10 protein-coding genes are annotated in these 13,280 nt (G+C 37.2%); 4 read left to right on the top strand and 6 right to left on the bottom strand.

All coding sequences use genetic code 11. The annotated features are described in order from the left end of the window. Positions 1–84 precede the first annotated feature (84 nt). Positions 85–831, bottom strand: coding sequence for a 3-oxoacyl-[acyl-carrier-protein] reductase (fabG, locus tag FLEMA_RS0102215; protein WP_026994042.1), 747 nt, complete (start codon positions 829–831; stop codon positions 85–87). Positions 832–1,237: 406 nt separating this feature from the next. Here fabG and FLEMA_RS0102210 point away from each other — a divergent pair, with 406 nt between their 5' ends. Together FLEMA_RS0102210 and FLEMA_RS0102205 are read left to right on the top strand one after the other, a co-directional pair. Beyond that, on the top strand, positions 1,238–3,139 hold the full coding sequence (locus FLEMA_RS0102210; protein WP_026994041.1) for a WG repeat-containing protein: 1,902 nt from the start codon (positions 1,238–1,240) through the stop codon (positions 3,137–3,139). Between the two features lie 220 nt (positions 3,140–3,359). Further along, positions 3,360–4,040 (top strand): hypothetical protein, encoded by a 681-nt coding sequence (locus tag FLEMA_RS0102205; RefSeq protein WP_144080031.1) that lies wholly within the window; start codon positions 3,360–3,362, stop codon positions 4,038–4,040. 444 nt (positions 4,041–4,484) lie between these two features. On the opposite strand, the gene FLEMA_RS0102200 is transcribed toward FLEMA_RS0102205, so the two are convergent. Continuing rightward, the gene (locus FLEMA_RS0102200) at positions 4,485–7,028 is read right to left on the bottom strand and encodes an ATP-dependent Clp protease ATP-binding subunit (RefSeq protein WP_026994039.1); all 2,544 of its coding nucleotides are present in this window, start codon (positions 7,026–7,028) and stop codon (positions 4,485–4,487) included. Positions 7,029–7,119: 91 nt separating this feature from the next. Then, complete coding sequence (locus tag FLEMA_RS67245) at positions 7,120–7,728, bottom strand: WbqC family protein (RefSeq protein ID WP_044170638.1); 609 nt, start codon at positions 7,726–7,728, stop codon at positions 7,120–7,122. A 229-nt stretch (positions 7,729–7,957) separates the two neighbouring features. Between FLEMA_RS67245 and FLEMA_RS0102190 the strand changes: the two genes are divergently transcribed. Further along, positions 7,958–8,800 (top strand): lysophospholipid acyltransferase family protein, encoded by an 843-nt coding sequence (locus FLEMA_RS0102190; RefSeq protein WP_026994038.1) that lies wholly within the window; start codon positions 7,958–7,960, stop codon positions 8,798–8,800. A gap of 41 nt (positions 8,801–8,841) precedes the next feature. Here FLEMA_RS0102190 and FLEMA_RS0102185 read toward each other — a convergent pair whose 3' ends face one another. The 3 genes from FLEMA_RS0102185 to FLEMA_RS67240 form a co-directional block, all read right to left on the bottom strand. Further along, a complete protein-coding gene (locus FLEMA_RS0102185) occupies positions 8,842–10,098 on the bottom strand; it encodes a tetratricopeptide repeat protein (RefSeq protein ID WP_026994037.1) in 1,257 nt (418 codons plus the stop codon). A 108-nt stretch (positions 10,099–10,206) separates the two neighbouring features. Then, positions 10,207–11,043 carry a dihydropteroate synthase gene (gene folP, locus FLEMA_RS0102180; protein WP_026994036.1) on the bottom strand — a complete coding sequence of 279 codons (837 nt, stop codon included), beginning with the start codon at positions 11,041–11,043 and terminating at the stop codon, positions 10,207–10,209. A 68-nt stretch (positions 11,044–11,111) separates the two neighbouring features. After that, entirely contained in the window at positions 11,112–12,356 is a 1,245-nt protein-coding gene (locus FLEMA_RS67240) for an erythromycin esterase family protein (protein ID WP_081681240.1), read from the bottom strand. 191 nt (positions 12,357–12,547) lie between these two features. Here FLEMA_RS67240 and FLEMA_RS0102170 point away from each other — a divergent pair, with 191 nt between their 5' ends. Then, positions 12,548–13,279 carry a LytR/AlgR family response regulator transcription factor gene (locus FLEMA_RS0102170; protein WP_044170633.1) on the top strand — a complete coding sequence of 244 codons (732 nt, stop codon included), beginning with the start codon at positions 12,548–12,550 and terminating at the stop codon, positions 13,277–13,279. Position 13,280: the final 1 nt, after the last annotated feature.

The following is a 13,280-nucleotide window of genomic DNA, read 5'->3' as shown; positions in this document are numbered from 1 at the left end:
CTTAGCATATACCAATAAAAAAGCAATAGACAGCAGTTCTAAATCCGAAAACCGTCTATTGCTTTATATGATTTTATGGTAAAACTAGGTCAACATACCACCATCAACCTGAATCACTTGCCCTGTAATATAACGAGACATATCAGAAGCTAAGAAGATACAAGCGTCGGCTACTTCTTCTGGCTGACCACCACGCTTTAACGGAATTGATTTTTTCCATTCTTCTGTAGCAGCTTCGTTGAGTTCACCAGTCATTTCTGTTTCGATAAAACCCGGTGCAATAGCATTTGAACGGATATTTCTTGAGCCCAGTTCTAAAGCTACCGATTTTGTAAAACCAATGATTCCCGCTTTTGAAGCAGCATAGTTGGCTTGTCCAGCATTTCCACGCAAACCTACTACTGAGGTAAGGTTGATAATAGAGCCCGACTTGGCTTTCATCATCGACTTGATTGCGGCTTTCGTTAAATTAAATACCGATTTCAAGTTTACCTGAATCACAGAATCCCACTGTTCTTCAGACATACGCATCAACAGTCCGTCTTTGGTAATACCAGCATTGTTGATAAGCGTATCGATTGCCCCAAAATCAGCAAGCACCTGATTAACAAGCTCTTCTGCTTGTTTAAAATCAGAAGCATCCGAACGATACCCTTTGGCTTTTATACCAAAAGCTTCTAATTCGGCTTCTAAAGCTTGTCCTTTTTCTACGGAAGACAAATATGTAAATGCGACATTGGCACCTTGCTGAGCAAAACGGATGGCGATTGCTCTACCGATTCCTCTTGATGCACCTGTAACTAATGCTACTTTGTTTTGTAGTAAACCCATTGTTTTTGAATTAATTAATTAAATCGAAGCTTATTGGTCTAATCAAATGATTTCTTTGAAAGCTTCAATCTTTCCAAAGCCCAAAAATAGCAGAACCAAATAAGACCACAAAATTAATTGTAAAGATAAGCATTCTATCTGTCGTATAGTGTCTTTCAAAAATGCTATTCAACTTTATTGCTTTTTTATCGCAAATACACTATTTTTGAAAAACTTGCATGCCGCCCTTCATTATTATTATTGCTTAATTTTCTCTCTATCGTAAATAAATCCGCTCGATAAAAATTTATTTACTATACAAGTGGTTTGTATAGTAACGCTTGCTATTCAAAGCTGTAGCTTAATAAAAGTGACGCATTTACTTAAATTTTCTATATTTTTTTGTTATAATACCTTGCTTTACTATATGAAAAGTACATTTCTATTAACGTATTTATTGTCAATAACTCATATTTTCTATGCCAAAAGCCTAGAAAAAAGAGGGGTATTTACCTTATTGGCTGCTCATACCAAGGGTATTTCAACCTTGGTTTATCACAAAACTTTGTCAGCTATAGACCCTGGCAAAAATGCTGATGCTCAAACCTGTTTTAATAACAAATCGGGTGTACCATTAGTAAAATCTACCGACTTGGAAGGAAAAAATATTTTGGCTTTTCCACTCGATAAGCTCAGAAGTAATGTTCGCTATGGCTTTATTGAAAATTATAAACAAGGCTTTGCCAGAATCAAGAAAGACCAAGTATGGGGCTTTTTGAACCTATGTGGCGAAGAAGTTATTCCTAGCCAATACGAACAAGCTGAGGCTTTTAATAATGGAAAAGCTTTGGTAAAAAAACATGATTGGTTTTTTGTAGATGCTTTGGGCAATGAAAGTGATATTTTTCAAGATGTAAAAGATGCCAAAGCTTTAGCCAATGGTATTAGTTGGATAAAACTCAATTCAGGAAAATGTGCCTTAATTAACAATAGTTTTGACAAAACTAATCAGTATATCTCTCCTCTTTACGATGACATTACGCCAATTAGCTCATCGGTATTTGCGGTAAAAATGAACAATAAATGGGGGCTTTGGAAAATTGAAGATAAAAGCCCCGTTGTGCCTAATTTTGATTTAATTGCTCCTACGGGAGTAAATGGCCTTATCAAAATCAAAACAGGCGATAAAATTGGACTAGCCAATACCAATGGCGACATTATTTGGCCTCCACAATATGGTATCTTGACCGATGCCGATGCCAATGGATTTGTGAAGGGTATTGACGATAATACTCAACAGCTTATCAATACCAAAACACTCAAAATCAGTAAAGTTTTTAAAAATATCAGTGATTTTGATACCCGTGGATTGGCAATTGTACAGAGTAACAACAACCTTTTTGGTATTATCAACAAAGATTTTACAGTTTTGATAGAACCCCAATATACATCGCTAGGCAGTATTGGCGAATTTGATTTGCTACCTGCCAGTAAGGAAATCGTAGGCAAAGGTGTTAAATTTGGATTTATCAACCTTGCAGGACAAGATGTTATTCCGTTTAATTATGAAGCTGTAGGCAAAATCAATAAAAAAGGAATGCTGGTTGTCAAAGAAATTGTAAGCTGTAACCTCGATGCCAAAGGAAGCAAAATAGGTACTTGTAAGGCCGACAAAGTAATTGATGTAAACGGCGGAACAGTGGTATTACCAATTACCAAATACCCTGATGCTGGTAAAATCAATTATACGGTTACAGACTCAACGGTACAAAACTGTATTGTTGTAAAGGCGTATCGCAGTAACGAAAAAGTTAGAGCTTTCAAATATATTTTGGTTCGGGAAGATGACTTCAAGGTAATTACGCCAGAACCATTTGAACAAGTACAAACAACAGCTCAGTTTTTGTTTGTCAAACTTGATGGCTTGTGGGGAACGTTAGATTTTTCAGGAAAATATTTGGCCAAATGTCAGTTCAAAAATGTAGCAGCCAGCACCGAAGGCTTTTATTTGGTACAGCATGAAAATAGTAAATTTGGGTATGTCGATACCAAAGGTAAAATCCAGATACCCCCCGAATATACCTTTTTAGATAGTTTCAATAATGGCTTAGCGATTGCCTCTAAAGGGAATAATCAAATAGGCCTTATCAATAAGTTCAATGCCAAAGTAGCCCCTTGTATATTTACGTCGGTAGTGCTGGACTCTAGCTATAATTATGATTTGTTAGATACCAACCAAAATAGGTTTAAACTAAACAAATCAGGAGATTGCCTTACCAACTGTGCCAAATTTGATGAAGTAAGAAGTAAAGTCAATAAAGATAATTAAATTGCAGAGTACTACGTTTTTTCTTGAATAACTCCAAACGTAGTACTTCTCCTTGAGCTATTATACCTATCCATTTTCATTTACAACCATGAGACTTGTATTAGTTTTAGTTACTTTCATTCTTGTACAATTTTGTGCAATTTGTCAAAATAAAACTCGAATTCTACTTGTTGGCAATAGTATTCTGTGTGCCAACAATCTTCCAACCGAACTTCAAACGATGCTACAAGAGCATGGTTATGCCACCGAAATATACGCATTTAATACCGACGGTTACACGTTGGTCAGTAAGCTAAAACAAGCTTTGACTAACAAATCCCCCGATACTATATACCCCAACTCGCAGTATTTCAAACAAATAAGTCTTCAGACACTACAATCAAGTGTCTGGAATATAATTATTTTACAGGAAACTGTCAACAAACTGCTTATTCCCGAAATGAAAAACAGGTTGTTTGCAAGCATTCAGCAATTACAACATCTTGTACAACCCAATGGTACTCGTACCTATCTGATTAGTCCATACTTACATCATAAATACCCTAATAGATACTGTACCACAATTATTACAGACTCCACCAATTTTATTCAAAAAGAGTTTTGTTCAGAAAGTATGTTTTCGAGTTATCAAGAACAAACTTTACTTGATGGAGAGTTTGCTCGCCTAAAACAACAAGCTTTGGTCGAAAAAATCCCCTTAGAAGATATATATCACAAAGCCCGTAATCTCGACAGTCCTTTGGTATTACTTTCCGATGCTACACATCCTAACAAAATGGGTTCTTATTTAATAGCAGGACAAATTTTTAAAGCATTAACAGGAAAAACGCCAACCATACAGAATACCTATTTTGGCAATAATTTCACCAATATCAAGCTACTCAATCATTTGCTAGAGTAATGCCAATAGCCATAAATGCAATAGACAGATTCTCGGAAATCTGTCTATTGTCGTTTTCAAGAAAACACTGTTGATATGCAAAACTAGACAGTTTCTTAATACAATACTAACACATAAATCAAACCGTTAAGCTATGAAAAAAACAATTATTGCTTTCTTATTATTAACAACCTCATTCACAATGATTGGCGAAGTTAGTCGTCGTGGTTGTTCTGGTTCAAAAAGCTGTTCTGTTTGTAAAAATTGTAAATACTGTAAGCATTGTGCCAAAAATGGGGGTACATGTGGCGTTTGCAAGTAAAAACTAAGTTTTCTAAGGCTAGCTCTTCCCTATGTATTTTCGCAATGTTAGGGGTTATAAATACTGTTTGGCATCGTGTTGATACATAACAACAAAAAGGCTACCCTTTCGGGCAGCCTTTTTATGATATATTCTACCAAAGATTATTCCTCAGTGATTGCGGTTGTAGATGTTCTTGACAAAGTCAGAGCATCGCCTTCTCCCGAATAATCAGCTAAGATAACATCACCTTCTGCCAAATCTCCTTTTAAGATTTCTTCTGCTACAGGGTCTTCCAAATAGCGTTGAATAGCTCTATTGAGTGGTCTTGCACCATATTGTTGGTCATAACCTTTTTCGGCCAAGAAATCTTTCGCTTTCTCAGTTAATTCTACCTGATACCCCAATGCCGAGATTCTATTGAATAGTTTCTTCAACATCAAATCAATAATTTGGTGAATATGTTCACGTTCAAGCGAGTTGAACACGATTACATCATCCAAACGGTTGAGGAATTCTGGAGAAAATGCTTTTCTCAAAGCATTCTGGATAGTACTTTTCATTGCATCGTCGACATTGTCGGCTTTAGCTTTTGTTGAGAAACCAATTCCAGTTCCAAAATCTTTTAAGTCACGAACCCCGATATTTGAAGTCATGATAATGATGGTATTTCTAAAGTCTACTCTACGACCCAAACCATCAGTCAAGATACCATCGTCGAGTACCTGCAACAACAAGTTGAATACATCAGGGTGAGCTTTTTCAATTTCATCCAACAATACCACTGCATACGGCTTGCGACGGATTTTTTCGGTTAATTGTCCCCCTTCTTCATAACCAACATAACCTGGAGGTGCTCCAATCAAGCGAGATACACTAAATTTCTCCATGTACTCACTCATGTCTATTCTTACTAGAGCGTCGTCTTTATCAAATAAATAATGAGCTAATACTTTGGCCAATTCTGTTTTACCAACCCCTGTTGGGCCTAGGAAAATAAATGAACCAATTGGTTTTTTAGGGTCTTTCAAGCCTACTCTTGTACGTTGAATAGCCTTCACGAGCTTGATAATGGCTTGGTCTTGACCAATCACTTTACCTTTAAGCTCTTCGTTCATATTCAACAGCTTCTGACCTTCAGTAGCTGCTACACGGCTTACAGGAATACCTGTCATCTGAGCAATTACCTCCGCTACGCTTTCTTCAGACACAGTATAACGACGACGTTTGGTATCTTCTTCCCAATCACGTTTTGCACGGTCGAGTTGCTCTAATAAACGTTTTTCACGGTCTCTTAGCTGAGCAGCCTCTTCGTATTTTTGTGATTTTACTACCGCATTTTTTTCTTTCTTGATATTCTCAATAGCTGCTTCCAAAGCGACGATATCGTCGGGAACAGTAATATTAGAAATATGTACACGAGCCCCCACTTCGTCCAACACGTCGATAGCTTTATCTGGCAAGAAACGGTCAGAGATATAACGTTCTGACAATTTCACGGCTTGCTCGATAGCCTCATCGGTATAAGTTACGTGGTGATGATCTTCGTATTTATCTTTAATATTGTTCAAGATTTCGATTGTTTCCTCCACTGTAGTGGCATCTACCATAACCGTTTGGAAACGACGAGCCAAAGCACCGTCTTTTTCGATATATTGACGATATTCATCAAGCGTAGTAGCTCCGATAACTTGGATATCGCCACGAGCCAACGCAGGCTTGAACATATTTGAGGCATCCAATGAACCTGATGCACCACCAGCACCAACGATTGTGTGTAATTCGTCGATAAATAGGATTACATCTGGTGATTTTTCTAATTCATTCATTACCGCCTTCATTCTTTCCTCAAACTGGCCTCGGTATTTTGTACCAGCCACCAATGAAGCCAAATCTAGGGTAACTACTCTTTTCCCAAAAAGTACACGAGATACTTTTTTCTGAACAATACGTAACGCCAAACCTTCGGCAATTGCAGTTTTACCAACACCCGGCTCACCAATCAAGATAGGGTTGTTTTTCTTGCGACGAGAAAGGATTTGAGCAACACGTTCGATTTCTTTTTCACGACCAACAATTGGGTCTAGTTTTCCTGCCTCAGCAATTTTAGTAAGATCACGACCAAAATTATCTAATACTGGTGTTTTAGATTTCTCGGCACCTTTATTAGCTGTTGCACCACTACCCATGCCAGTTCCACCCGCAAAAGATCTTGCGTCATCATCGTTGTCGTCAGTATCAGACGGCCCCGACTTAATATTAGGGTTAGATTGATATTCGACCATATCCTTTATCAGTTCATAATTGATTTGGAACTTCTCTAAAATTTGTCTAGCCAAATTATCCTCATCTCTAAGAATTGCCATGAGCAAATGTTCTGTTCCAACGAGATTTGTTTTAAAAATGCGTGCTTCTAAGTATGTTACTCTAAGCACTTTTTCTGCCTGACGAGATAATGGAATATCTTGCTTGTTCTTGATGGTGTAATTAGAGCGAGCTACACCTTGGGTAGCTTGTTCAATCGTAACACGTAGGTCGTCGAGAACCACTCCACATTTTTTGATAAGTTCGAGTGCAATTCCTTCGCCTTCACGAATCATACCTAAAACGAGGTGTTCCGTGCCTATGTAATCATGACCCAGCCTGATTGCTTCCTCACGGGCAAGCGAGATGACTTCCTTAACTCTGTTTGAAAATTTTGCCTCCATGCGAAAGAGTTTTTTCTGGTTAATAGTTTAAAAGCGTACACTAATTAAAACCTTCAAACTACGATAATAACACTTAATCTACCAACTTTGTTCATTTCGTGATAGAATGCTCAAGTACCTTTACTGCCTGATTTCCTTGACAAAACAACAAGTCTATTATAGAAAGGTTAGGCTCAAATTCATTGCCAAAATTTTGGCGGTACGCAATTGGCTGATAAATATTATTGAGTGCGTAGTCCCTTTTGGGATGTATTTGCCCTCGGTAATCGTTTTGAGCTACTTTTTGGTATTCTTCTGTAAAAATAATCTTTTTTTCTACTTTTAAAAGTTTCAGACAAATTGTCAGTAACTCTAAATTAAAATCGAACAAAAAGTCAGTCTTTTTTTCAAAAACGGTTGCAAAAAAATCAGCATAATATTCAAAAAATGGTGATTTCCCGTACGCCGAATAAATAGCACCCCAATGCCGACGCAACCATTCTTGGCGATATTCTATCTTTAAATCTCGAATTAATACCTTCGAATTACCATTCTGTACTGGTATCGATAGTATATCTATTTTATTTGAAGCAAGAATTTTACAACGATTTCGGTAACTTTGCTTTTCGTAATACTCATGTGCCTCTATTGTGATTGTATCGTGTTGTAGGATACAAGCAAAGTATTCGAGACTGGGGAGGTAATGTAAATCAATAATCATTTATCTAAAATAATGTATTAGGGGTATAAATTCAAATTTTCAGCCATTTTTTACGCTTTTTTTGACTTTTTCAACCCTATTTTTGTAAAAATTCCAAATTTGTTTTGGAATATGCTATGTATATATCCTAAATATTTGGTGACTAAAATCTCTTGTGTTAAAATGATGTACGGAGTTTCTTGAGGACAGGTCTTTTCATCTTTAACATTTTTCACATAATCCAATTACTATGCTTTTTTTTCGTTTCTTGTCGTATTTACCTTTCGGTATTCTTTATGCTCTTGCTGATTTTCTTTATTTGATTACATTTTATGTAATTGGCTATCGAAAGAAAGTAGTAGTTATGAACCTAAAAAATGCTTTCCCTGAAAAAAACGACACTGAAATTGCCCAATTAACCAAAGGGTTTTATCGTAACCTTTGTGATACTATCGTTGAAACCCTAAAATTACTTACTATTTCGGGAAAAGAATTAGAGAATATGGTAGAAGTACGTGGAATGGAACAACTTTTGTCTTATCATGAACAAAATGAGGTTATCTTGATTTTGTCAAATCACCTCAACTGCTGGGAGATTATCCCACCTCGTACTATCCAAAGTGGTATTCCTTGCGATGTCATTTACAAACCTCTTTCTAACAAGTTTTTTGATAAACTCATGTTTACAATTCGCTCAAGGTTTGGGATTCAGCCTATTCCGATGAAACAAACACTACGGGAAGTGATTAAGAAAAAAGGACAATCCAGAATTTTGGGGATTATCTCAGACCAAGCCGCCGAAACCCCAGAGGTGGCTCATTGGACAACCTTTCTCAATCAAGAAACGGATTTTTTTACGGGAACTGAAAAAATGGCCAGAAGCTTCAATTACCCCGTTGTTTATGGCGAATTGATTAGAAAAAAAAGAGGTTCATACATTTTAAATTACTCTACTTTAATAGAACGGCCTTATAGCAATATTGCACAAGGCGAAATCACGGAGGCGTATGTAAAAGCACTGGAAAGGTCCATAAAAGAAAACCCCTCCGATTGGTTATGGTCGCACAGACGCTTCAAGCATAAAAGAGTGTAGTTTTAGGGCGAGTATTTTACTGAATCCTCGCCCTAGATATATTATTCGTTCCCTTCTACTTTGAGGGTATCTTTTACTACAACGCTAGAGTCTTTTACGATTGAGGCTACCATATTTTGTGGTATGCTACTTTTACTTTGTGGATTTAAGAATTTGATACGCTCTACAGCACTTGCTATAGCCTTGCAATCGGCATGGGGCTTTTTCTGAATGCTACAAACACGCACATATTCTTGGTAATAAATCAGTGACAACTCTTTGTCGTTCAAGCGTCTATCTTGGATTTCGGCCATTTTCAATAGGGCCTTTGGTCGCTGAAAAGTATCATAAATCGCTTTAAACTCTTTGAAAGCAGACTGAGTTTGTCCCCATTTGTCAAACATTTCGGCCTGAGCTATTCTATAATCAGGAATACGCTCGGAAGTACCCAAATGGATGGCTTCTCGCAAGTTTGCAAAACCATGGTGTTCTATCATTTCATTATTCATTTTGAGTTGAGCATACCCCAACCCCGCTCTCACAAATTCGACATCTTCTCCTTTATCGAGCAAACGTTGAAAAGTCTTTACTGCTTGCGGAATACTATCTAAATAATAATAGGCTGTTCCGAGCAGGCGTTGAAATAAAACGGTAGAATCCCCTTGGGCAAGCGTAAATGTTAAATCGTGGCGAACTCTATCAAAATTCCCAATTCTATAATTGAACCTTGCACGAAGCTGACGCATACGGATAGAGTTACTATCCAGAGCGATTCCTTTCTTGATAAATGGATCGGCTTGTTCTTCTTTGGCATCGTTGAGGTACAAATTGGCAACATCGGCAATACCATCAATATCCAAAGAGTCTATTTTCAGGGCTTTTAACAAATACTTTATGCCCTCCTCTTCTTTTCGTTGACGTACCAGTACTTTGGCTATTTCTTTGTAATAATAAGGGTTAGTTGAGTCTAAGGTATTGAGGTGTTTGTAATACAACAAAGCATTGCTCCAGTTTCCTTCTTTTTCTGACAAATAGGCTAATTGCAAATTTACGTCTAAGGCACTGGCATTAATTTTATGAGCCAGCTTGTAGAACTTTTTGGCTTGTGGAATATGACCAAGCTTGGCATGACAATGGGCCAATTTAGTAAGATGTTCTGTATTGCTGGTATCCAGATCGACACTCAGTATATCTATGGCCTTGGCATACAAGCCCTGCGACAGATATTCTTGCCACGTGGTAGATACAGTCTGTGATAAGGCTGCATAGTTTGCTATCATGAGTATGATAACCCCAAAACGCTGTACTATTTTTTTCATAGTCGTTTAATTTTAGTCATAAAAAAAGGTAAGTATCTGTATGAAAGATTACTTACCCAATATTAAAACTAATTTTTTAATTATAAAACTAAATATTTAGTTTTATAATTATTTAGCCAAAAGTGCTTCAACCAAATGTACTACTTCTATTGCTTCTTTTACATCGTGTACTCGCAAAATATTCGCTCCTTTTAGCAAAGAAACCGTATTAAGAGCGGTAGTTCCATTAAGTGCTTCGGAGGCTGGGATATTCAATTTTCGCCAAATCATAGACTTACGAGACACCCCTACCAACATTGGTAAGTTCATCACAGCAAAATCTTCGATATGATTAAGTAACTTATAGTTTTGTTCGATATTTTTGGCAAACCCAAAACCCAAATCAAGGATAATATCACGCTGATTCAAAGCCCTGAGCTGAGCTACTTTTTGCTGTAAGTCGTCGAGAATATCTAATACCAAATTATCGTATTGGGTCATTTGCGTCATGGTTTCGATGGTTCCCCTCATGTGCATCAATACATAAGGTACATTACCAAAGCTGGCTACGGTTTTGTACATTTGGGTATCGAGCAAGCCCCCCGAAACATCATTAATCATAACAGCACCAGCCTCGACACAAGCTTTGGCCACCGAAGCCCGAAAGGTATCTATAGAAATTAACGCCTCAGGAAACCGAGCCAAAATCTGTTCGACTGCAGGCACAACTCGCCTCATTTCTTCGTCTTGGCTTACTGGCGATGCCCCAGGGCGTGTTGAATGCCCTCCCAAATCTAAAAAGGTAGCACCTGCCAATAACATTTTTTCGGTTTGGGTCAAAATTTCATCAGTAGTATAAAAGCGGCTTCTTTCAAAAAAGGAATCAGGTGTGATATTCATAATACCCATAATACGGGGCTGGACTAAATCGACAAGTGTTCCTCTGCAATTAATTATCTGCGTCATACCAAAATCAGGATTGTTATAAACCACAAAGATAGTACGAAGTAGGTATTTTAGCCTTACTGGGTTTGTTAAAATAAATGCCTAGCAGCAGTAGTTTCTCTGAGAAACAGCATGGCATCGAAGTAGGTGTCAAAACTGGCTTCTTCGGTATAACTATCTTGATTTTCTGGCCGATAGCCAATAAACCGAAATGATTTTTTCTTATTTTTCAATAAACCCGCCCCTGCGTCAATCCAAAAAATACTTGATTTTTGTTGGGCAAAATAAGCTTCCCAAGAGGTTGATATAGGATTATTTAAGCGATAAGGCCGAAATTGATTGGTATGGGTATCTACAAAATCTGTTGTAGCACTATAAGTTCCTTTTACGGTGGTTGTGCCTATTGCATAATACGACTTCCCTATTTTTTTTCGTAAAAAATACCCCATCCCTCCAGGGTTGGCATCACCTTGCAAATACTCCGATGCTTTGTAGGCCACATGGCCATTATGAGCCATAATAGCCATTTTTGCATTGGGTTGCTGGTTTAATACAGCCAATACCATATCGGCCATCATGGCATCTCTTGACAAAGCTTCTTGCTTTTTCCCTGCCTGATACAATACATAAAACCCATGTTTACAATTAAGTAAAGCATTTTTCAAAGCCAAAGGATATTCATGCTTTGTATTCATAATACTGTCAATCTTGACAGTAAGAGTATACCCTTCTGAAGCATTCAGAATAATATCGGCCATATTCAGTACGGCTGTAGTATCATTTTGCTTTTCCCACGCAGTATCTTGCCTGAGGGTACATTGCTCTAGCTGGTTGGCATAGGTTTTTAACGTACCTATTTTCTCACAAAATTCCTTTACGATTTTACCTGAACCTCCTATATAATTCCAGTCCATACCCATCAATGTTATGGGCTTGTTATGAGTTTGGTTATACTGCCGCATCCATAGCAACAAGGCTTCTATTTCTTGGGTTTGCCAAATCGAAGTTAGGTGCTGTTTCATGGCTTGTTTAATATCCTCATTAGAATTGATGATTTGATTGAGCCAATAACCTCCACCATAAGCACTTTCCAGACAAATGATATTAAAGCCTTTTTGGAGGAAAAGCTCTTGAATAATAGCTACCCGAATATCATTAAATTCTTTGGTACCATGTGTGCCCTCGCCTAACCCTACTACCCGTTTTGCTCCTATTGGGGTTAGTAGTGTCTTGATGGCTATCCCTTGCTGTGTAGCAATAGACTTCGCTGATAGTTGACCTAAAGCCAACTTTGGCATAAACAAAATCAGGAATAAAACCCTTGGAAATCTCATATTAATTTTGAATTTAAACGTTATAAAATCGTCTTTTTGCCCTTATTTATGGTATTTTCGAGCAATCCAAAATTGATAATGAAATAATAGTAAATTAAAAAAAATCGATAAACTAGGGCTGGCTATCGACAAACATGGTTTTGGAGAAGTCAATATAAATTTATGAGCCAGCTTAACCAATCGTATCAAATATGGCGTATCCTCTTAAATGTATTGTTATCGACGATGAACTGCCCGCCCAACAAGTAATGCAGCATTTTATCGAGAAAATTCCATTTTTACAACTAGATATAGTATTGTCTAATGCTTTGGAAGGACTAGAATATATCCGCCAACATGAAGTGGATATTGTATTTACTGACATCAAAATGCCCGAAATTTCGGGTATTCAAATGCTAAAATCGCTTCACAAACGCCCTTATGTGATTATCACTTCGGCTTATCAGGAATATGCTATTGAAGGCTTTGACCTAGACGTAGGCGACTTTCTGGTAAAGCCTATTGCTTTTGATAGGTTTTTGAAAGCGATTAATAAAATAACTCTTTTACATAATTCGGCTAGCAGTATACCCACAATATTGGAAGAATCTCAAGGAGAGGAAGATACCAAGTTTTACGTAAAAGAAAATGGTAAAATTACCCGAATAGACTTTGACAATATTTTGTATATAGAAGGACTTGGCGATTATATCAAGATTGTACCATTCGTAGGTAAAACTATCGTAACGCATATTACTATGAAAAAGGTAGAAAGCCTTTTACCTTCACAGCTATTCTTCAGAATTCATAAATCATATATTGTACAAATAGACGCTGTAAAATCTATTGAGGGGAATGTCATTGAACTAGAAAATGATACAAAACTTCAGATAGGACTACAATTTCGAGAAAGAGTATTACAAAGAATCAAACCCATTAATTAGT

Source organism: Flectobacillus major DSM 103 (genome assembly GCF_000427405.1).
In the GTDB taxonomy this organism is placed as follows: domain Bacteria; phylum Bacteroidota; class Bacteroidia; order Cytophagales; family Spirosomataceae; genus Flectobacillus; species Flectobacillus major.
The sequence above is the reverse complement of the archived record's forward strand: the minus strand, read 5'-3'. Positions and strand labels throughout refer to the sequence as shown.